We start from the raw sequence: 19,885 nt of genomic DNA on the forward strand, positions 1-19,885 counted from the left end.
CGGCAAGCCCAATCAAAAATCGACGCTGGAGCGCCACCCGCCCAATATGAACCGTTCGTGCTGAGCAGGGGCTGAGCTTGTCGAAGACCCGCATCGAAGCATCAGGCCTTTCGACACGCGATATCGGCTTCGCCCCATAACCGATCAGGACGAACGCAATGCCTCCGCCCTGAAGCAGTGCGAATTAAAGGCTGGCGCCCGAGGGAATATCCGGCAGGCCCGCGATTTCCGGCGTGTCCGCAACGCTGCCGGCCAGCACGAAGCGGCGGTCGCAATAGCCGCAGTCGACATAGCCATGCTCATCGATCTCAAGGAAGACGCGCGGATGGCCTAGCGCGGCGGGAATCTCCCCCGAACCGTCGCAGGAAACGCGGGGCTTGGTGACTCGGATGATTTCAGGCGGCTGGATCATGGCGTCATGGATTAGCAGCGCCGGCGTTGCGCTGCAATATCCGTGGAGAAGGGGCCTTACATCAGCAGCAGCGGCGGCTTCTTTTTCGGACAGGGCTTCTCCACGCCCAGGTCGACCGCCTTGGCCGGCGCCTCCCAGTCCAGGCAATCGCGGGCCGTCGCCAGCGAAACGGGCGAAAACATCAGCAGAAAGGGCGCCACCGTCCCGGCAAGAAGAAGCGTGAGAGCCATGATGCGAGTGCCTCACAAAAGCGTTCCGTCGCCGGAACCTTACGCCATTCGCGCCGCCGCGGGAACAGATTTCTCCAGGGGCAGGACATGGTGGGCGATGACGGGCTCGAACCGCCGACATTCTCGGTGTAAACGAGACGCTCTACCACTGAGCTAATCGCCCGATGCCTGTCCCGATGCCCAGGCGTCCGGTGGGGGCCTATCTACGGCAATCGGGCTGCCGGTCAAGCGGCGATGCGCGCAGGGTCGTCAGGTGCACAGGAAACGGCGGCTCGCGATGAACCAGCGGGTCAGCGCCTCCGCCGCGTGATCGGCCAGCGCGATGAAGACGCGGCGCCCGTCATGCGGGTCGGCCTGCCGGTCGACGAAACCCTTTTCGGTCAGCGTCCTGATCCAGCGCAGCGCGGTGGTCGGCGGCACGGCGGATGCGATGCACAGGCTGGAGACGGACACGCGCTCATGCTCCAGCCGGGCGGCCAGCAGGTCCAGCAGCATGTCCCAGGCGGGGTCCGCGAACAGGTCGGCGGGCAGGAAATCGTCGCGCAGCCGCCGCGCCCGCAACAGGTCGCGCACCTGCGCCGACTCCAGGGTCGCGGCGTCGGCAGGCTTGTCCGCGCTGCCGATGGGTTCCAGGGCGGGCATGCCGATATAATCGCTCGGCTCGTCCGATATGCGCGGGCCGAGGTCGAAGGAGGGTGTGGCGTGGCGGGGACGCAGCGTCAGCGCCTCAAGCGTGCGGGCAAGGCGGCTCACCTCGTCGCTCAATTGCTGGAGCCTCAGTCCCTCATTGTCGCGGTTCGCCTCATGCAGCGATCGGGACGGCGTCTGCCTCGCGGTGGCCAGAAGGGCGGCCGCAAGGTCGGTATGCCCCGGCCTGCAAAGCAATTGCGTCCGCTCGCTGCGCAGGCAGGCATAGGCAAGGTCGACGGTCTCCAGGTCGGCCACCAATATCACCGGCATGTCGTTCTGCAGCGCCAATGTCTCGATCTGCACCAGCAACCGCTCGATCATCGGACCGGGCGTCGGGCAGAAGCACAGGATGATGTCGCAGCCGATCTGCACGTCCAGCCGGGTCGACGCCTGGTCCAGCGGCACCGTGCCCAGCAGGCGAAGGTCCGCCGCCCGGCTCAGCAGCGCGGCGTCGTCCAGATAGACGTCGTCCGCCAGGATCAGCAGCCCCGGCCGGTCGTCCCGCGCGCCGAAGGGCTGATCCAGGGATGCACCGAAACCGATCTCATCATGATCCGAACCCACGCTGAAATCTCCCTTCCCGTTTGCCGCAGCTTATCGCAACGCCGTCGTTACGCAGCCAGGCCATTCTCCGATATGGAGGTTTATGCCGCGCATCCTGCCCGTCGCGCCTGTTGCGAAGGGCGCTCTTGCCGACATCGCCATAACGGACACCGAAATGGAGCCTCGATCTCTGCCGAAATGGCGGGAATGGCGAGATTCCGCTTTTCATCCGATATGGATCAGCTTTTGCGCGTCTTTTTGCTCAAACCGCCGTGCGGCGGGCAAAGTCTATATAGAGGGCGCGCAGCCGCATCGCGACCGGGCCGGGCTTGCCGTCGCCGATGGCCTGGCCGTCGATCCGCACCACCGACTGGCAGAGGGTGGAGGCGCTGGCGATGAAGGCTTCCCTGGCCGCCAATGCTTCCGCGACGGTGAAGGGACGGCGGATGACGGCGATGCCGCTTTCCTCCGCCAGCGCGTTCAGCGCCGCGCCGGTGCAGCCCGCCAGCACCGCCTGGCTGTAGGGCCGGGTGACGATGCCCTCGTCCGTCACGATGAAGGCGGTGGACGACGCGCCTTCGGTGACGAAGCCGTCCTCGACCATCCACGCCTCCTGCGCGCCCGCTTCGGCGGCGGCGCGCTTGGCCATGGCCTGGGCGAGCAGGCCGACGCTCTTGATGTCGCGCCGCGCCCAGCGCAGGTCGGGCATGGTCGCGACTGCGATCCCGTTGCGCGCGGCGGGCACGTCCAGGAAAGGCTTGGCCTGCACGAACATCACCAGGGTCGGCGCGATGCCGGGCGAGGGCAGGAAATCCCGCGTCGCGTCGGCCCCCCGCGTGATCTGGAGATAGACCAGCCCCTCGGTCAGCCCGTTGCGCGCCACCAGTTCCTTCTGCGCCGCCTCGACCTCCGCGAGGGAGAGGGGCAGGGCGATGCCGATGGCCCCGGTCGACCGCTCCAGCCGGGCGAGATGGGACGCGCTGTCGACCAGCCTGCCGTCGATCACCGCCGCGACCTCATAAATGCCGTCCGCGAACAGGAAACCCCGATCCAGCACGGAGACCTGGGCTTGTTCCAGCGGCACGAAGCGGCCGTTCAGATAGGCGATGGACATGGGGCGGGAATGAAATCCTTGGGGTTGAAGAGACGCCCGATGTCGCCGCTCATCCCGGCGGCGTCAAGCATATGAACGGATTTCCGCCCCCTCCCCACCACCCGTCATGCTGAACTTGTTTCAGCATCCATTCCTCCCCACGCGACCAAGGCGCATGGAGGCACAATGGATGCTGAAACAAGTTCAGCATGACGAAGGAGAAAACAACACCTCCCCTAAGCCGCCTGCCCCCGCAAGGCCTTCTGCCGCCGCCGCTGCACCGACGATCCGATCCCCATCGCCTCGCGATATTTGGCGACGGTGCGGCGGGCGATGTCCATGCCCTTGGCGCGCAGCAGGTCGACCAGCGTGTCGTCCGACAATATGGCGTCGGCTGTCTCCGCCGCGATCAGCGCCTTGATGTGGCTCTTCACCGCCTCGGCCGACACCGCGCCCTCGCCGCCCGCCGCAGAAACGCCGCTGGTGAAGAAATATTTGAGTTCATACAGCCCACGCGGGCAGGACAGATATTTGTTCGACGTCACCCGGCTGACGGTCGATTCATGCATCTGGATCGCGTCGGCCACGGCCTTCAGCGTCAGCGGCTTCAGATGCTCCACCCCCTTGCGGAAGAAATCCTCCTGCTGGCGGACGATCTCGCTCGCGACCTTGACGATGGTCTTCTGCCGCTGGTCCAGCGCCTTCACCAGCCAGTTGGCGCTCGCCAGGCAATCGGCCAGCCACGCCTTGGACGTCCTGTCCTGCGGCCCGGAGGCGAGTTCGACATAATAGGTCCGGTTGATCAGCACGCGGGGCAGGGTGGCGCTGTTGACCTCGATCGCCCAACCCTCCCGCGTCGGCCGCACGAACAGGTCGGGCGTCACCGGCGCGGCGCTCTCGGTGGAAAAGCGCAGGCCGGGCTTGGGATCGTAACCGCGCAATTCGCGGATCATGTCCGCCATATCCTCCTCGTCCACGCCGCAGATCCGGCGCAACTGCGGCAGCGCCCCCCTGGCGAGCAGGTCCAGATTGGCCAGCAGCTTCGCCATGCAGGGGTCGTAACGATCCGCCTCCTTCGCCTGCAAGGCCAGGCATTCCGACAGCGACCGCGCCCCCACCCCGGTCGGGTCGAAACCGTGGATCACGCCCAGCACCTGCTCGATCCTGTAAAGCGGCACGCCCATGCCATGGGCGGTCTCCAGCAGATTGACCTCCAGATAACCGGCCTCGTCGATCTGCCCTATCAGTTGCGCGGCGATCATCAGGTCCATGCCTGACAGCGCGCTGCGCGCCTGATCCATCAGATGTTCCTGAAGCCCCTGCTCCGGATTGGCGAAACTGTCGAAATCCGGCGCCTCGCCGCTGCCGCCCGACAGCATGTCCATCCCGCCGCCGGAGCCGATGGCGCCCGCCATCCGGTCGCCCGGCCCGTCGTCGATGAAGGTCTCCGCGCCATAATCCACGTCCAGCGGGGAATCGGCCGCGCCCAGCCCCTGGCCGATCAACTGGTCCGCATCGCCCGTTTCGGCACGCAGGTCATGCTGCTCCGCTGCACGGTCCACCCCGTCGGCGGGCGGCGCGAAATCATCCGTCCCGCCCGCCTCCAGCAGCGGATTCTTTTCCAGTTCGCCCGCGACGAACGCCTCGATCTCCAGATTGGACAGCGCCAGCAGCTTGATCGCCTGCTGCAACTGCGGCGTCATCACCAGCGACTGGCTCTGCCGCAGGTCGAGACGGGGCGCGAGCGTCATCAGTCCTTCCCGCCGCCGCCGTCAGGAAAGGCCCGCCCGCCGCCCATGTCAGAGCGAGAAATTCTCGCCCAGATAGAGCCGCCGCACGTCGGCATTGGCGACCAGCTCCGTCGGGCTGCCCGCGAACAGCACCTTGCCGTCATAGATGATGCAGGCGCGGTCCACGATCTCCAGCGTCTCGCGGACATTATGGTCGGTGATGAGGACGCCGATGCCCCGCGTCTTCAACTGCTTCACCAGGTCGCGAATATCCGCGATGGACAGCGGATCGATGCCCGCGAACGGCTCGTCCAGCAACACGATCGACGGATTGGCCGCCAGGGCGCGGGCGATCTCGCACCGCCGCCGCTCGCCGCCCGACAGCGCCATGGCGGAGGAATCGCGCAGCCGGGTCAGGCCGAATTCCTCCAGCAACTGTTCCAGCCGCGCCTGCCGCGCCGCCTTGTCCGGCTCCGCCAGTTCCAGCACCGCGCCGATATTCTGCGCCACGGTCAGGCCCCGGAAGATGGAGGTTTCCTGCGGCAGATAGCCGAGGCCCAATATCGACCGCCGGTACATGGGCAGGCCAGTGATGTCCTGCCCGTCCAGCACGATGCGGCCATGGTCGGGCCGCACCAGCCCCATCACCGAATAGAAACAGGTCGTCTTGCCCGCGCCGTTGGGGCCGAGCAGGCCGACCACCTCGCCCTTGCCGACGGTCAGCGACACGTCGGCCAGAACGACCCGCTTGTCATAGCTTTTGGCGATGGAGATGACGGACAGGCCTTCTCCCACTTCCTGGGGGGGAAGGGGCGATGCCGGCGCTGTCCGGTCCTGCATCATCACGTCGTCCATCACGTCATCCTTGCTGCCGAATGCTTGTCGCGGGTCCAACCCATGACCCCGCGCGGCAATTGGCAAGCTTTGTGCATGGGAACGCCGCCGGGGCAAGAGGAAAATGGTGTTTCGGACCTTTTTGGGGCCATGATCCGCGACAAGATTGGTGTTGGCGCAGGTGCTTTCAATGCACGTCCGACAGGGAAGAAAAAGGGAAATGCCGGGGCGCCCAATGGCGAAGGCCTGTTCCGGTCGGAAGAAATGGTGCGGTCGAGAGGCACGAATTCGGTGTTACAACGTGTATCAAGGCGTCTCAAAATCCTGTCAGTTTAATCCTTTAAGATCAATCCGATGATCCCCTGTACGCCAGTGACAGCAGAGGGGATGCGCTGAGCTGCTCGGCAATGGATCGAGCGAATTGATTGAGGATGCCCTGCGGGGATAGGTCGCGCCCGGCCTTCCGCCAACCAGCAGCTTCTGGCTGAATGATCCACCATCAAATGCCGGCACTAAACACCTAACAGGAAGCGTGCGTCACGAGAGACGGATACCGCTACTTCTTGCCTATTGCTCAGGGGAAGCGGATTCCGGCGGCTTTGATGTTGCGGCACCTGATCCGCGCTTTTTCAGCGCGACCGCCTGAGCGGACACATAGCCCCGGATTTCCTCTGCCTCCGCCTCGTTGAGATGCTGCTTCCAGCCCACCATGCCGTTGCCCTCCAGCGCGCCGTCGATCACCACCGCGCGCCAGGACTCCCGGTCGGCGAGGAAAGCTGAGCGGCGGAGGTCGGGAATGACGTTCGAGGATACCGCTGCCGGGCCGTGACAGCGCGAACAGTACCTGCCGTAATTCGTTCCGCCTTGGGCGATCTGCTTGCCGGTGAACGGGTCCGCGGTTGGATTGGGCGGCGGCGGCGCGCCGGGTTCGGCGGGAAGCTTGGCCGTGCCGTTCAGGCGGAAGGCGACCATCCGGCCCGGCTGGCGTTCGCGTTCGTCGGCGTCGCCGGCCGCGGGGCTGGCGCCGTTACCAGTAGCTATCGCGACATATTGCACGCCGCGGACGCTGTAGGCGATGGGCGCCGCCTGGACGCCGTTGGGCATCTTGTAGTTCCAGACCTCCCGTCCATTATCGGCGCGGAAAGCGGTGAAGCGGCCGGTCACGGCGCCCTGGCCCTGGAACACCAATCCGCCCGCCGTCGCCAGCACGCCCGCGCGGTCCGCCGGCACGCGCCACGCCTCGGTCTGGGTCACCGGATTCCAGGCGAGCAGATGGGTCGGGCCGCCCTTGAGCTTGCTCAGCAGGCCGGTATTGAAGGGGCCGCGCGTATAGGTCTTGAAATTGGGATCGTCACGTACCTCCGCGCTGTTTTCAAAAGCGTTGAGATAGACGAGGCCGGTCTTTGGGCTGTAGGCCATGGCATGCCAGTTATGCGCGCCGGAGCTGTTGGGCCGCAGGTGGAACGGTCCATCGGTATAGCGGGAATTGGGTGTCTCGATCGGCCGGCCGGTCACCGTGTCGATGCCCGATGCCCAAGTCACGGGGACATAGGGCTTGGCCGAGATCACCTTCCCGTTGGTGCGGTCCAGCACATAGAAAAAGCCGTTCTTCGGCGCGTGCATCAGCACCTTGCGGATCTTGCCGTCGATGGTCAGGTTTCCCAGGATCATCGGCTGGGAGGAATTATAGTCCCAGGCCTCCTGCGGATTCTCCTGATAGTGCCAGATATATTTGCCCGTGTCGGGGTCGAGCGCGATCACCGAGCAGAGGAACAGATTGTCGCCCTTGCCCGCGGTGCGGTATTTCGGATTCCAGGGCGAGCCGTTGCCGGTGCCGATGTAGAGCTGGTTCAGTTCCGGATCGTACGAGATCGCGTGCCAGGCCGTGCCGCCGCCGCCATATTTGGCATAGTCGCCGGACCAGGTCGGGCGCACCAGCTTCTCCATGATCTCGTCCGAAGCGGCGTGGTCCGGCCCCTTCGCGGGATCGCCGGGCACGGTGTAGAAGCGCCACACCAACTTGCCCGTGGCCGCGTCATAGGCCGAGACATAGCCCCGCACCCCGAAATCGGCGCCGGCGTTGCCGATGATGACCTTGTCATGGATCACGCGCGGCGCGCCGGTGATCGTGAGCGCGCTCTTCGGATCGACCGTCTGGGTGCTCCAAAGCTGGGTGCCGGTGCGCGCGCTGATCGCGATCAGCCGCCCGTCGAGCGTGCCGACATAAACCTTGCCCTTGTAGACTGCGACGCCGCGATTGACCGTGTCGCAGCAGACCTTCACCCCCGTGTCGCCCGGCACCATCGGATCGAAGAACCATATCTGTCGCCCGGTGGCCGCGTCGAGCGCGTAGACCTTGCTCCACGACGTGGAGACATACATCACCCCGTCGACCACCAGCGGCTCGGATTGCTGCCCCCGGACCGTGTCGAAGTCGAAGCTCCAGGCGGGCTTCAGGTCCTTGACCGTGTTGACGTTGATCTGATCGAGCTTCGAATAATGGTCGCCGTTGAAGGTGCCGCCATTGACCAGCCAATTCGCCGGTTCGGAGGCGGCGGCGATCATCCGGGCATCGTCGACGGCGCCGGGGTGGACACCTGCCATCGTCGCTGCAAGCAGGGGCGCACCGGCGCCGGTTAAGATAATGATCCGGATTATGCGATTCATTATATTCCCCGTTTTCCTGCTTTTCGCGCAGGATAACCAAGGGGATTAGCGTGTCAATCTATAAACCTATAAGCCATAATATTGATTGTTACAGCGGGGCGGGCGTGAAGAGGAAGCTGCGGTAGCCGCGGGTGAAGCGCTTGATCCGCGCCGTCCATGGCGTTCGGGCGGCGGTGCGCCAAGCATCGCCCGCCGGAATGTCGGACCCGGCGAGCGTGAATAGCGCCAGGTAGCGCGGCGACCCTTCGGATCGATAGCGCGCGATCCCGCTCACGCCCGGCAGCGCGCCCAGGCGCGGCAGATGCTCGGTGTCGTACCAGGCGTTGAATTCCTCCTCCGCCTCGTCCGCGACTTCGAGGAAGTTGCAGAGGAGCGCCGTGGCGTTCGCAATCTCGACAAGGCCGACACAGGCGACGCGCGCGCCACTCCACCGTATCTCGCCCTCGACGGGGGGCGCGGCGATCGGATGGGGGGAGAGCAGCATGCGCGTGACTGGCGCATCCTCGCCTCCCCCGCTGCCGACCCGCGCCCGGCCTGTCAACGCCGTCTCGCCAGCCACGGGCCGGGGCGTCTCCGCCGCGATCAGCAGATGAATCGCCTCGGCGCTCAATCCGCCAGCCCCTGTCGCGTCAGGCGCGCGAGCGTGCGGATCGCGCGCTCCGGCGACCGGCGGAGGGGGATGCCCGCCGCCAGCATCTCCTCGGCCAGCTCGGCGGCGAGCGGGCTGCTCCCGCCCATCAGCGTATAGACCACCGGCTTGGTCGTGCCCGCGAGCGCGGGAAGGGTGGCGCGCGCGTTGCGGAGGCCGATATCCGGTGGCCCGGGCATGATCGCGATCAGCAGGCAGCCCACCGCCGGATCGTCGAGCAGCACGCTTGCGGCGCGGCCATAGACCTGCCAGTCGGTGAGGCCCGCGCCCGACAGATCGACCGGATTGCCCTCCGGGACCGCGTGGCGCGCCGCTTCGCGCAGGCCCTGCGTCGTCTCCGGCGACAGGGAAGCGAGCGGCAACGCCTCGCTCTCGCAGATATCGGCGAGGATGCCCTTGACGCCGCCATCGGTGAGCAGGACCGCCCCGCCGCGCGGCAGGTCGCCGAAGCGCAGCAGCAACTCGCCCGCGTCCCAGAATTCTTCCAGCGTTTCGGTGACGACGCAGCCCGCGTCCAGCGCCGCCGCGATGGTCGCGGCGTGGTCGCCGGTCTCGGCGCCGCTGTTGAAGGCGGCCGCCTGACGCGCGCGAGGCGAGCGGCCCGGATGCAGCAGGACGACATGCTTGTCTTTGCCACGCGCGCGGCGGATCGCGGCGAAGAAGGTCTCCGGCTTCCGGACTTGCTCGGCGAAGACGAGGATCACGTCCGTCGCCGCGTCATCGATCATGAAATCGAGGAAGTCCGCGGCGCAGAGCACCGCCTCGTTGCCCGTGCAGATCGAATAGGAGACCGGCGTGCCCAGCGCCTCCAGCGCGAGCCGCGTCTGTCCGCTGACGCCGCCGGTCTGGGTGATCAGCCCCACCGCGCGCCGTCCTTCCAGCGGCACCGGCTTATGGTTGCCGAACGACAGGGAGAGGCCGTCGGCGAAGTTGCTGAGACCCACGGTGCCTGGCCCCAGCACCGCCACGCCGGCGCGGGCGGCGGCGTCGGCGAGGTCGCGCTGGCGCTGCTTGCCGGCCTCGCCTTCCTCCGCGAAGCCCGAGGCGTAGACGATCGCGGCGCGGATGCCGCGCGCGCCGCATTCGCTGATCGCCGCCGGCACCATGGCCGCATCCATCGTGAGGAGGGCGATGTCGATCCCCTCCGGCAGGTCGAGGATCGTCGCATGGGCGGGGTGGCCGTCGATGGACTGGGAGCGGCTGACGAAATGGAGCGCGGCCGGATCGAAGCCGAAGCGCCGCAGATTGGCGAGCACGCGCATTCCCATGATTTCCCAATGGGTCTGGGGCGCGTCGGCGTCGGGCGGCGCGAGGCCGATGATCGCGATGGAGCGGGGACGCAGGAAGTGCGCGATGCTGTCGGCGTGATCGGACATGTCAGCGGGCGCCGCTCAACTGCCGGGCCACGCGGTCGTCTGCGGTCTCCTGCCCCCGCGCGCGGGCCAGCAGGATCGCGCCCGCGCCGATCAGGGCGGCCACCGCGTAGAGGGGATAATAAGCGGACTTGTCGAGGCCAAGGCCGATCAGGACGCCGCCGGCATAAGGGCCTGCGATCGCCCCGAACCGTCCCATGCCCACCGCGAGGCCGACGCCGGTGCTGCGCGCATGGTCCGGGTAGAGCCGGTTGCTGGTGATCAGCATGCCGGTGAAGGCCGCCTCGATCGAGAACATGCTGAGCATCGCGAACAGGATGAGCGTCACCGGCGAGCTGACCCAGGCGAACCCCATCAGCCCAACGGCGCAGAGCAGCAGCGCGCCCGCCGTGGCGCGGCGCGCGCCCAGCCGCGCCGCCAGGGTGCCGATGGCGAGTACGCCAAGGATCGCGGCGAAGCTGGTCGCCATGCCGACCGCCACCGCCGCCTGTCCCTTGAAGCCGGCGAGCACCAGCACCTGCGGCTTCCAGCTGGTCAGGAAATAGCTGACGAAATAGCGCATGAACGACGCCAGCCAGAGGAACAGCGTTGCCGAGCGCAGCGGTCCGGACAGGATCGCGCCGATGGCGAGCGGCGAGCGGCTCGGCCGCTCCGGCACCGGCGGCAGCGCGGCGAGCTCCGGCTGCTTCAGGCGTCGCAGGATGGCGTTGGCGCGGGCGAGGGCGTTGGCCGGCTGGCGGTTCAGCAGGAAATGCAGCGATTCCGGCAGCAGGACGAAGGCAGCGACCGCGACCGCGCCGGTGATCAGGCCGGCGACGAGATAGATGCTGCGCCAGCCATGGGCGCCGAGCAGCGCCGCGCCGATCGCCGCGCCGATCATCGCGCCGATTGCGAATCCGATATGGACGCAGGCGAGGAAGAAATTGCCGCGCGTCTCGTTGGAGAATTCGACGACGATCACGCTCAGCGACGGCACCAGCGCGCCGATCGCCAGCCCCGCCAGGAAGCGGAACAGGAGCAGCGTCTCCCAGTTGGTGCTGGCCGAGATCGCGATCATCGCCACCGCGCTGGTGGTGGCCGCCGCGAGCACGATCGGGCGCCGGCCGAAGCGGTCTGCCAGTGGCGCGATCAGGATCGCGCCGAGCATCAGCCCCGCCGCCCCGGCGCTCAGGATCAGGCCCATGGTTTGGGGCGCGAGACGCCAGTCCTTCAGGATCGCGGGCGCCGCATAGGCGGTGGCCGTGGTGTCGAGGCCATCGCAGATGTTGATCAGCACGCACAGCGCGACCACCGCGATCTGGAAGGCCGAAAGCGGCGCGTCGGCCAGGAGCGGCCTCACCTTGACGGACGAATTCGCCATGACATCCTTCTTCCTGTTTGTTCCCGCTTTCGGTCCGCCCGCAGGCATACGCGATCTGGACAGAGGCGCCGAATCTGTTTAAACCAAATGACTAGCTGAATGGAACTATTGATAATGGAATACGCATATGGCCAGTGCGCGACAAGCGGAATGTTCGGCGCGGGAACCCGGAGGCTTGGGCGATGAAGCTTTTTTGGTCGTCGCGCTCTCCGTTCGCGCGCAAGGTTGTGATGGTGGCGCATGAAACCGGCCTGCATGATCGTGTCGCGCTCATCCCGTTGCCGATCCCGAGTCCCGTTCCGTGCGTCGAGCTGCATCGGGCCAATCCGATCGCCAAGCTGCCGACGTTGATCGCCGACGATGGCACGGCGATCGCTGATTCCCCGGTGATCTGCGAATATCTCGATCATCTCGGCGGCGGAAGTCTCTTCCCCGTGCCCGGCCCCGCGCGGTGGCGGGCCTTGGGGCGTCAGGCGCTGGCCGATGGTCTGATGGACCAGTTGCTGCTGTGGCGTGCCGAGTTGCGGCGCGCGGAGGCGTGCCGCTCGGCAACTCTGCTCGCGACTTTTGCGGGCCGGCTCGATGCCTCGCTTGATCGGCTTGAGGAACAGGCGGCCGGGGGGGCCTGTGGCGCCGGCTTCGATATTGGCGATCTCACCGTGGGGGTGATGCTCGCCTATCTCGATTTCCGGTTCGCCGAGCGCGGCTGGCGCGACGGCAGGCCGGCCCTCGCAAAATTCCAGGACAGCTTCGCCGCGCGCCCCTCGGCGATCGCGACCGCTTTCGCGGAGAATTAGATGACGGATCCCCGGTCGCTGTCAATCACGCCGCCGCGCAAAGCCTTGCCGGCGGGCGCGTGCGACACTCACGCCCATGTTTTCGGTCCGTTCGACCTCTTCCCGCTGCCGGAGGGACGCACCTATACGCCCCCGCTGGCGACCGCCGACATGCACGCAGAGGCACTCGCCCGGCTGGGCTTCGACCGCGCCGTGATCATTCAGGCCTCGGCCTATGGCTCCGACAATCGCTGCACGCTGGAGGCCGTCGCCCGTGATCCCGTGGCGCGGCGCGGCGTCGGCGTCGCGGACGAGAGCTTCGACGAAGCGCAGCTTGCGGCGCTCCGGGCGGGCGGCATCCGCGGGCTGCGCTTCACCGAGATCATCGGCAAGGATAGCGGCAAGCGCCTCGCCGGCGCCAGCGGCTTCGACACGCTGCGCGCCATCGCCCCCCGGATGCGCGCCGTGGGCCTGCACGCGCAGCTGTTCGCGCCGTTCGACCTGCTGATCGATTGGATCGACGACCTGCTGGCGTTGGACGTGCCGCTGGTGCTGGATCATCTGGCGCGGGTCGGGCCGTCGGACCGGACGGTCGACGATCCCCGGTTCCAGCGCCTGCTCGGGCTGCTGCGCGAGGGGCGGGTCTGGGTGAAGCTGATGGTCTTCCGCAACAGTCGCGCGCCAGAGACCGGCTATGCGGATCTCCGGCCCTTCCACGAGGCGATGACGCGCGCCAACCCGGGCCGGCTCGTCTGGGGCACCGACTGGCCGCTGCTCAACGTGGCGCCGCCGCCGGACCCGGGCGCGCTGCTCGATCTGCTCGACGCGTGGATCGAAGGCGACGCGGTGCTGCGGCGGCGCATCCTGGTCGACAATCCGGAGCGGCTCTACGGCTTTCCGGCCCAGGCCTGAAATATTTGCAGAAACAATAGGGTGGATGTGATGGCGAAGCGTAGTGGGCGGTTCCATTGGGCGCGGAAAGGGGCAGTCGCGGCAATCCTGTTCTTCGGCACGGCTGCCCTTGCATTCCAGGGCGAGGGGAGATTGGTTGACGATGCGCGATTGCGCGCGGTGGATCGCGGGTCGGGCGAGTGGATCGTCCCCGCCGCCGGTTACAGCGAGCAGCGTTTCAGCCCGCACGCGCAGATCAATGTCGATACCGTCAAGCGGCTGGGCCTCGCCTGGTACGCCGATCTCGGCACCGACCGTGGCGTGGAGGCGACGCCCATCGTCGTCGACCGCATACTCTACAACATCACGCCTTGGAACGTGACCACCGCCTATGATGCGGTGACCGGCAGGGAGATCTGGCGCTATGACCCCCAGGTACCGCGCCGCTTTGGCGGCTTCGCTTGCTGCGACATCAATTCCCGAGGCGTCGCGGCATGGAAGGGGAAGATCTTCATCGCCACCCTCGACGGCCGGTTGATCGCGCTCGACGCCAGGACCGGCAAGCCCATGTGGAGCCAGCAGACGCTCGATCCGGGTTGGGCCTATACGATCACGGGCGCGCCGCGCGTCTATGACGGCAAGGTCATCATCGGCAACGCCGGCGCCGAGGCGGCCGCGCCCGGTTATGTCTCCGCTTATGACGCCGAGACCGGCAGGAAGCTCTGGCGCTTCAACATCGTCCCCGGCGATCCCGCCAAGGGCTACAAAAGCAAGGCCGAGGCGATGGCCGCCAAGACCTGGAAGGGCGAATGGTGGAAGCAGGGTGGCGGCGGCACCGCATGGGACAGCTTCGCCTACGATCCGGAAGCGCGGCTGGTCTATATCGGCACCGGCAATGGCGGCCCCTGGGCGCAAGCGGTGCGTAGCCCGGGCGGCGGCGACAATCTCTTCCTGTCCTCGATCGTCGCGGTGAATGTCGATACCGGCGCTTATGTCTGGCACTATCAGGAAACGCCGGGCGACGAATGGGACTATACCGCGACCCAGTCGATCATCCTCGCGGACATGAAGTTCGGCGGGCGGAACCGCAAGGTGCTGCTGCACGCGCCGAAGAACGGCTTCTTCTACGTGCTCGACCGCCGCACCGGAGAGCTGCTTTCGGCCGAACCCTATGTGCCCGGCATTACCTGGGCCAAGGGCATCGACAGGAAAACCGGCCGCCCGATCGTGAATCCAGAGGCGCGCTACGGCGAGACGCCGGTGCTGGTATCGCCGAGCGCCGGCGGCGGGCATAACTGGAACCCGATGGCCTATAGTCCGAAGACGGGCCTCGCCTATTTCCCGGTGCTCCAGAGCGCGATGACATATGCGTTCGATCCGAACTTCAAGGTTCAGCCCGGTGAGATGCACCAGCTTGGCATCGCCTCCACAGGTCATGAGGAACTGCGCAAGCGCCACGCCGCGGAGATCGCGGCGATGACGAAGGTCTGGCTCACCGCCTGGGATCCGGTGAAGCAGAAGGAAGTCTGGCGCGTGCCATACGCGCGCCGCGGCAGCGGTGGCGCGCTGGTGACGGGCGGCAACCTGGTCTTCCAGGGGACGATAGACGCCAATTTCGCTGCCTATCGGGCAGACACCGGCGCGAAGCTTTGGGAGATGCCGGTCCGGCAGGTGCCGATCGCCGGCGCGATGAGCTATGTCATCGATGACGTGCAATATGTCGCTGTCAACGCCGGCTGGGGCGGCGGCCTCGCCCATGGCCCGAACAGCAACGACTCAGGGATGCGGCTGTCGACCGCCCGGCTGCTGGTGTTCCGACTGGACGGCAAGGCGACGCTGCCGCCGCTCCCGGTCGCGACCGCCGCCACGGTCGCGGCGCCGCCGCCCGACAGCGCGCCGGCGGCGCAGGTCGATCGGGGCCGCGCGCTCTACGCCACCAATTGCTCCGGCTGCCATGGCGATGAGGCGCGGGGCGGCATCAAGGACCTGCGCAAACTGACGCCCGGGACGCGCGCGCAATTCTACGACATCGTGCTGGGCGGCATCCGCGCCGATAACGGCATGGTGAGCTTCGCCGATAAGCTTTCCCGCGCCGACGCCGAGGCGATCCACGCCTATCTTGTCCATCGCGCCAATCAGGATTGGGACGGCCATGAGGTGAAATGACGCCCGGGGCAGAGGAATCAGCATGCGGAGGGTTGATATAGCACATTAAACCATACTAATGACTCAAATATGCTGACTCGGAAGGACGTTCGCCCATGACTGATTCCACACCGCTCTCGGACTTCCGCCCGGTGCGGAGCGGCCTGATGACCGGGGCGCTGGACGACCTCGCCTCGGTCGGGCTGGCCGGCAGCCGCTGCCGGGCCTGCGGAGAGACGACCCTCGGCGCCAACACGCTCTGTCCGAATTGCGGCAGCGACGATGTCTTCCCGATCGCGCTCTCCGACGAGGGCAAGGTGTGGACCTACACGGTGGTGCGCTATCGCCCGCCGGGCGATTACAAGGGCGCGGAACCGTTCCAGCCTTTCGCCATCGGGCTGGTCGAACTGCCCGAAGGGCTGCGCGTCGTGGCGCCCGTGGGCGGCGATCCGGATGCTGTGCGCATCGGCATGACGGTGCGGTTCACGGCCCGCGCGCGCGCCGATGGCGTCGTCGAATTCGTCTACAATCCTGCCGCCTAAGGAATTCCCATGAAGGACGTGGTTATCATCGGCGCGGGCATTCATGCCTTCGGCCGTTTCGACAAGACGGCCGAGGAGATCGGCTCCCACGCGGCGCGCATGGCGCTGGCGGACGCGGGGCTGGCCTGGTCGGACATCCAGGCTTCCTATCTTTCGCGCATGTACCTGCCGGCGACATCCGGCGCGCGCATTCTGCGCAAGCTGGGTGGCACGGACATGCCGATTGTCGATATCGAGGCGGCCTGCGCCAGCGGCGGCGCGGCGCTTCGCCAGGGCGTGCTGGCGATCCGGTCCGGCGAGTGCGACGTGGTGATGGTGCTGGGCGCGGAGAAGATGCCGCGCGGCTTCATGGATCCGCGCATGATCTACGCCGACTGGCAGATCGAGATGGGGCTATCGCTGAATCCGTCCTACTGGTCGATGCGCGCGATGCGCCACATGCACGAATATGGCACCACCGATTTGCAGATCGCCAAGATCGCCTACAAGAACCACCGCAACAGCGTCCACAATCCCAACGCGATGTATCGCAAGGAATTCAGCCTGGAGGAGATTCTTGGCTCGCCGCTCGTGTGCGATCCGATCCGCCGGCTGGAAATCTGCGCGCCGGACGATGGCGCCGCGGCGGTCGTGATCGCGTCCGCGGATTATGCCCGCAAGATCGGCGCACGCGCGCCGATCACCATCGCCGGCAGCGTCCACACCATCGCGCGCTATTCGGCCGATTTCCGCTGCCCCGCCGACAGCATGAGCGCCACCGCCAATAATGAGGGCCCGACCGAGGTGACCGCCCGCAAGGCCTATGAGCAGGCCGGGCTTGGCGCGGAGGATGTCGATTGCTTCGAGGTGCAGGACACCGACGCCTTTTGCGAGCTGGAGATATATGAGGAACTGCAGATGTGCCCGGTCGGCGAGGGCGGGCGCCTGATCGACGAGGGCGTCACCGAGATCACCGGCAAGCATCCGGTGAACATGAGCGGCGGCCTCATCAGCAAGGGCGAGCCGGTCGGCGCATCGCATCTCGGCCAGGTGGTGGAGATCGTCTCCCAACTGCGCGGCGAATCCGGCGCGCGGCAGGTGGAGGGTGCCAGGGTCGGCCTCGCCCATGTGCTGGGCGCGGGCGGCAATTGCGCCATCACCATCCTGCGGAAGTGACCATGGCCGAGGCGGCCTCCCCTATCCTGTTCGAGCGTCGGGGGGCGGTCGGCTGGCTGATGTTCGACCGTCCGGCCCGGCGCAACGCGATCGACGCGGCGACCCACCTTGCGTTGCGCGAGGCGCTGACGGCGGTCGAGGCGGACCGGGCTATCCGCGCACTGGTGATCACCGGCGCGGGCGGGGCGTTCTGCAGCGGTCAGGATCTGGCCGAACGTCGCGACATGCTCGCCGAGGGAGAGGTGGATCTCCAGGCCTCGCTGGTCGAGAATTACAGCCCGCTGATCCGCCGGCTGATCGCGCTGCCGATGCCGGTGATAGCCGCGGTAGGCGGCGTGGCGGCGGGGGCGGGCGTGGGGCTGGTGCTTGCGGCGGACATCGTGCTCGCCGGTGCTTCGGCGCGCTTCCAGCTGCCATTCGTCAAGGTCGGTCTCGGCCCCGATTGCGGGCTGAGCTGGACATTGGCGCGGCAGGTCGGGCTCAATCGGGCACTGGCGCTGCTGCTCACCGGCGACGCCTTCGACGCGGACGAGGCCTTCGCCTGGGGACTGGTGTCCCGCGTCTGCCCGGACGAGGCGCTCGCCGCCGAGGCGGAGGCGCTGGCGGCGCGGCTGGCCAGGGGTCCGCGCGCCGCGATAGCCGCGATCAAGCGCAGTGTGCGCGAGGCGGCCGACCAGACGCTCGACGAGGCGCTCGCCGCCGAAGCGATCATGCAGGGCGGGCTGGGTCGCGATCCCGATTATCGGGAGGCGGTCATCGCCTTCACATCGAAACGCGAACCCCGGTTCCGCTGATAACCGCTCCGGAGAACGACATGGCCTTCGCCAGCGAGGTTGCCTCCTTTTCCATTCGCGAAGGCATCGGCGAGTGTGTGGTCGATGCGCCGCCGGTCAACGCGCTCGGACGCGACGTGCGACAGGCGCTGCTGGACGCGGTCGCCGAGGCGGCCGCTGATCCCGTCGTGGAGGCGCTGGTGATCCGCTGCGCCGGCCGCACCTTTTTCGCGGGCGCCGATATCCGTGAGTTCGGCAAGCCGCCGCTTCCGCCTAGCCTGCCGGAGGTGATCGCCGCGATCGAGGACAGCGCCAAGCCCATTATCGCCGCGATCCACGGTACGGCGCTTGGCGGCGGGCTGGAGGTGGCGCTCGGCGCACATCGGCGGATTGCGGTTTCCTCCGCCCGATTTGGGCTGCCCGAAGTCAAGCTTGGGCTGTTGCCGGGGGCGGGTGGCACACAGCGCCTGCCGCGTCTGGTCGGCGTGGGGAAAGCGCTGGCGATGATCGTCGGCGGCGATCCGATCAGTGCCGAAGAAGCGTTGGAAGCGGGTCTGCTCGACCGCAAGGTCGCCGACGGAACGCTGATCGAGGCGGCGCGGCAGTTCGCGCGCGAGGCCGCCGGCGAAGGCGCGCCGGTCCGCACGCGGGATCTTCCAGTGGCTGATCCCGACCGCGTCGACACCGTCTTAGACGAATATGGGAACGCCAATCCGCGGCGCTTCGGCGGTCAGGACGCCCCCGCCGCTTGCGTCGAGGTGATCCGAAAGGGCCTGCGCGTGCCTTTCGACGAGGCGCTGGCGTTGGAACGCGCGGCCTTCACGCGGCTGCGCGACGGCGCGCAATCCGCCGCGCTCCGCCATGTCTTCTTCGCCGAGCGGGAGGTATCCAAGGTCGCGGGAATCGACGCCGACACGCCGCGCCTTCCGATCGATCGGGCCGGCGTGATCGGCGCGGGGACGATGGGCAGGGGCATCGCCATGGCCCTGCTCGCCGCCGGTCTGCCGGTGGTGCTGGTGGAGCAGCGGCGGGAAGCGCTCGACGCCGGTCTGGCGGCGGTGCGCGACCTGATCGCGCGCGCGGTGAAGGGCGGCCGCATGGACCGGGCGTCGGCGGACGCGGCCAGCGCCCGGCTTACCGGATCGCTCTCCTACGATGATCTCGCCGAGGTCGATCTGGTGATCGAGGCCGCGTTCGAAACGATGGAGGTCAAGCAGGTGATCTTCCGCGCGCTTGACGGCGTCGCGAAGCCGACGGCGATCCTCGCGACGAACACCTCCTATCTCGATGTTGACGCGATCGCCGCTTGCACATCCCGGCCAGAGCAGGTGCTCGGTCTGCATTTCTTCTCGCCCGCCAACATCATGAAGCTGCTGGAGATCGTTCGCGGAGCGCGGACCTCGCCGCAGGTGCTCGCGACCGCGCTTGATCTGGCCAAGCGGCTCGGCAAGATCGCGGTCGTCGCCGGCAATGCCCATGGCTTCATCGGCAACCGCATGCTGATGGTGCGCCGCCTCGCTGCCGAGGCGATGGCGCTGGAGGGGGCGAGTCCCTACGCGATCGATCGTGTGCTGGTGGCGTTTGGCATGCCGATGGGGCCGTTTCGGATCGGTGACCTTGCCGGTCTCGACCTCGGCTGGACGCCCGAGACCTCCACCGGCTCGACCATCCGCGAACGGCTGAACGAACGCGGCCGGCGCGGGCAGAAGGTTGGCGCCGGTTTCTACGATTATGACGACGAGGGCCGGGCCAGGCCCTCGCCCGAAGTGGAGCGGATCATCGCCGAACTCGCCGCCGACAAAGGTATCCCGCAGCGCGACTGGAGCGATGAGGCGATACTCGCCGGCCTGCTCGATCCGATGATCGAGGAAGGCCGCCGGATCGTGGCCGAGGGCATCGCCCAGCGCGCCTCCGACGTCGATATGGTGTGGGTGCATGGCTATGGCTGGCCGCGCTGGCGTGGCGGGCCGCTCTATTACGCCGACCATCGGGGAAAGGCCGGATGACGCACGCTATATCTGT

At 67.2% G+C, this 19,885-nt stretch carries 18 protein-coding genes and 1 tRNA gene; 8 read left to right on the forward strand and 11 right to left on the reverse strand.

The annotated features are described in order from the left end of the window. Positions 1-184 precede the first annotated feature (184 nt). The 7 genes from SIDU_RS17475 to lptB all read right to left on the reverse strand — a co-directional run bounded on the left by SIDU_RS17475 (position 185) and on the right by lptB (position 5,553). Positions 185-412 (reverse strand): zinc-finger domain-containing protein, encoded by a 228-nt coding sequence (locus tag SIDU_RS17475; protein ID WP_013038834.1) that lies wholly within the window; start codon positions 410-412, stop codon positions 185-187. Positions 413-468: 56 nt separating this feature from the next. Continuing rightward, positions 469-642 (reverse strand): hypothetical protein, encoded by a 174-nt coding sequence (locus tag SIDU_RS19850; RefSeq protein ID WP_007686852.1) that lies wholly within the window; start codon positions 640-642, stop codon positions 469-471. Between the two features lie 88 nt (positions 643-730). Then, a tRNA-Val gene (locus SIDU_RS17480) sits at positions 731-805 on the reverse strand. Positions 806-891: 86 nt separating this feature from the next. Further along, positions 892-1,896 (reverse strand): MarR family transcriptional regulator, encoded by a 1,005-nt coding sequence (locus tag SIDU_RS17485; RefSeq protein ID WP_007686850.1) that lies wholly within the window; start codon positions 1,894-1,896, stop codon positions 892-894. A gap of 241 nt (positions 1,897-2,137) precedes the next feature. Then, a complete protein-coding gene (locus tag SIDU_RS17490; RefSeq protein WP_007686848.1) occupies positions 2,138-2,989 on the reverse strand; it encodes a D-amino-acid transaminase in 852 nt (283 codons plus the stop codon). Between the two features lie 215 nt (positions 2,990-3,204). Continuing rightward, positions 3,205-4,719 (reverse strand): RNA polymerase factor sigma-54, encoded by a 1,515-nt coding sequence (rpoN, locus tag SIDU_RS17495; RefSeq protein WP_007686846.1) that lies wholly within the window; start codon positions 4,717-4,719, stop codon positions 3,205-3,207. A gap of 48 nt (positions 4,720-4,767) precedes the next feature. Next, the gene (gene lptB, locus SIDU_RS17500; protein ID WP_007686845.1) at positions 4,768-5,553 is read right to left on the reverse strand and encodes an LPS export ABC transporter ATP-binding protein; all 786 of its coding nucleotides are present in this window, start codon (positions 5,551-5,553) and stop codon (positions 4,768-4,770) included. Positions 5,554-5,595: 42 nt separating this feature from the next. Between lptB and SIDU_RS19520 the strand changes: the two genes are divergently transcribed. Then, complete coding sequence (locus tag SIDU_RS19520; protein ID WP_129965625.1) at positions 5,596-5,868, forward strand: hypothetical protein; 273 nt, start codon at positions 5,596-5,598, stop codon at positions 5,866-5,868. A gap of 231 nt (positions 5,869-6,099) precedes the next feature. On the opposite strand, the gene SIDU_RS17505 is transcribed toward SIDU_RS19520, so the two are convergent. From SIDU_RS17505 to SIDU_RS17520, 4 genes are all read right to left on the reverse strand, one after another. Then, the gene (locus SIDU_RS17505) at positions 6,100-8,136 is read right to left on the reverse strand and encodes a PQQ-dependent dehydrogenase, methanol/ethanol family (RefSeq protein WP_233431852.1); all 2,037 of its coding nucleotides are present in this window, start codon (positions 8,134-8,136) and stop codon (positions 6,100-6,102) included. Between the two features lie 151 nt (positions 8,137-8,287). Continuing rightward, positions 8,288-8,809, reverse strand: a complete 522-nt coding sequence (locus tag SIDU_RS17510; protein WP_007686841.1) for a DUF4286 family protein — start codon at positions 8,807-8,809, stop codon at positions 8,288-8,290. After that, positions 8,806-10,224 carry a CoA-binding protein gene (locus SIDU_RS17515; protein WP_007686839.1) on the reverse strand — a complete coding sequence of 473 codons (1,419 nt, stop codon included), beginning with the start codon at positions 10,222-10,224 and terminating at the stop codon, positions 8,806-8,808. Before SIDU_RS17515 ends, SIDU_RS17510 begins: the two co-directional genes overlap by 4 nt. Position 10,225: 1 nt before the next feature. After that, the gene (locus SIDU_RS17520; RefSeq protein ID WP_007686838.1) at positions 10,226-11,581 is read right to left on the reverse strand and encodes an MFS transporter; all 1,356 of its coding nucleotides are present in this window, start codon (positions 11,579-11,581) and stop codon (positions 10,226-10,228) included. A gap of 182 nt (positions 11,582-11,763) precedes the next feature. Between SIDU_RS17520 and SIDU_RS17525 the strand changes: the two genes are divergently transcribed. From SIDU_RS17525 to SIDU_RS20280, 7 genes are all read left to right on the forward strand, one after another. Beyond that, the gene (locus SIDU_RS17525) at positions 11,764-12,378 is read left to right on the forward strand and encodes a glutathione S-transferase family protein (protein ID WP_025160745.1); all 615 of its coding nucleotides are present in this window, start codon (positions 11,764-11,766) and stop codon (positions 12,376-12,378) included. Beyond that, positions 12,379-13,269, forward strand: coding sequence for an amidohydrolase family protein (locus tag SIDU_RS17530; protein ID WP_007686835.1), 891 nt, complete (start codon positions 12,379-12,381; stop codon positions 13,267-13,269). It abuts the gene before it with no gap. A gap of 30 nt (positions 13,270-13,299) precedes the next feature. Next, on the forward strand, positions 13,300-15,414 hold the full coding sequence (locus tag SIDU_RS17535) for a PQQ-dependent dehydrogenase, methanol/ethanol family (protein WP_073507204.1): 2,115 nt from the start codon (positions 13,300-13,302) through the stop codon (positions 15,412-15,414). Between the two features lie 95 nt (positions 15,415-15,509). Next, positions 15,510-15,935 carry a Zn-ribbon domain-containing OB-fold protein gene (locus SIDU_RS17540; RefSeq protein ID WP_007686830.1) on the forward strand — a complete coding sequence of 142 codons (426 nt, stop codon included), beginning with the start codon at positions 15,510-15,512 and terminating at the stop codon, positions 15,933-15,935. Between the two features lie 9 nt (positions 15,936-15,944). Continuing rightward, positions 15,945-17,090 carry a thiolase family protein gene (locus SIDU_RS17545; protein WP_007686828.1) on the forward strand — a complete coding sequence of 382 codons (1,146 nt, stop codon included), beginning with the start codon at positions 15,945-15,947 and terminating at the stop codon, positions 17,088-17,090. A gap of 2 nt (positions 17,091-17,092) precedes the next feature. Then, the gene (locus SIDU_RS17550) at positions 17,093-17,884 is read left to right on the forward strand and encodes an enoyl-CoA hydratase-related protein (protein ID WP_007686826.1); all 792 of its coding nucleotides are present in this window, start codon (positions 17,093-17,095) and stop codon (positions 17,882-17,884) included. Positions 17,885-17,904: 20 nt separating this feature from the next. Next, entirely contained in the window at positions 17,905-19,869 is a 1,965-nt protein-coding gene (locus SIDU_RS20280) for a 3-hydroxyacyl-CoA dehydrogenase NAD-binding domain-containing protein (RefSeq protein WP_007686824.1), read from the forward strand. Positions 19,870-19,885: the final 16 nt, after the last annotated feature.

The sequence above is a fragment of the Sphingobium indicum B90A genome (assembly GCF_000264945.2).
Lineage (GTDB): Bacteria > Pseudomonadota > Alphaproteobacteria > Sphingomonadales > Sphingomonadaceae > Sphingobium > Sphingobium indicum.

What these genes read in the sequence shown, in the direction of transcription:
- SIDU_RS19520 (WP_129965625.1), top strand. Translation starts at nt 5,596, where the DNA reads ATGACCCCGCGCGGCAATTGGCAAGCTTTGTGCATGGGAACGCCGCCG.
- lptB (WP_007686845.1), bottom strand. Translation starts at nt 5,553, where the DNA reads ATGGACGACGTGATGATGCAGGACCGGACAGCGCCGGCATCGCCCCTT.
- SIDU_RS17520 (WP_007686838.1), bottom strand. Translation starts at nt 11,581, where the DNA reads ATGGCGAATTCGTCCGTCAAGGTGAGGCCGCTCCTGGCCGACGCGCCG.
- SIDU_RS17525 (WP_025160745.1), top strand. Translation starts at nt 11,764, where the DNA reads ATGAAGCTTTTTTGGTCGTCGCGCTCTCCGTTCGCGCGCAAGGTTGTG.
- SIDU_RS17535 (WP_073507204.1), top strand. Translation starts at nt 13,300, where the DNA reads ATGGCGAAGCGTAGTGGGCGGTTCCATTGGGCGCGGAAAGGGGCAGTC.
- SIDU_RS17515 (WP_007686839.1), bottom strand. Translation starts at nt 10,224, where the DNA reads ATGTCCGATCACGCCGACAGCATCGCGCACTTCCTGCGTCCCCGCTCC.
- SIDU_RS20280 (WP_007686824.1), top strand. Translation starts at nt 17,905, where the DNA reads ATGGCCTTCGCCAGCGAGGTTGCCTCCTTTTCCATTCGCGAAGGCATC.
- rpoN (WP_007686846.1), bottom strand. Translation starts at nt 4,719, where the DNA reads ATGACGCTCGCGCCCCGTCTCGACCTGCGGCAGAGCCAGTCGCTGGTG.
- SIDU_RS17540 (WP_007686830.1), top strand. Translation starts at nt 15,510, where the DNA reads ATGACTGATTCCACACCGCTCTCGGACTTCCGCCCGGTGCGGAGCGGC.
- SIDU_RS17490 (WP_007686848.1), bottom strand. Translation starts at nt 2,989, where the DNA reads ATGTCCATCGCCTATCTGAACGGCCGCTTCGTGCCGCTGGAACAAGCC.
- SIDU_RS17550 (WP_007686826.1), top strand. Translation starts at nt 17,093, where the DNA reads ATGGCCGAGGCGGCCTCCCCTATCCTGTTCGAGCGTCGGGGGGCGGTC.
- SIDU_RS17545 (WP_007686828.1), top strand. Translation starts at nt 15,945, where the DNA reads ATGAAGGACGTGGTTATCATCGGCGCGGGCATTCATGCCTTCGGCCGT.
- SIDU_RS17505 (WP_233431852.1), bottom strand. Translation starts at nt 8,136, where the DNA reads ATGGCAGGTGTCCACCCCGGCGCCGTCGACGATGCCCGGATGATCGCC.
- SIDU_RS17530 (WP_007686835.1), top strand. Translation starts at nt 12,379, where the DNA reads ATGACGGATCCCCGGTCGCTGTCAATCACGCCGCCGCGCAAAGCCTTG.
- SIDU_RS19850 (WP_007686852.1), bottom strand. Translation starts at nt 642, where the DNA reads ATGGCTCTCACGCTTCTTCTTGCCGGGACGGTGGCGCCCTTTCTGCTG.
- SIDU_RS17475 (WP_013038834.1), bottom strand. Translation starts at nt 412, where the DNA reads ATGATCCAGCCGCCTGAAATCATCCGAGTCACCAAGCCCCGCGTTTCC.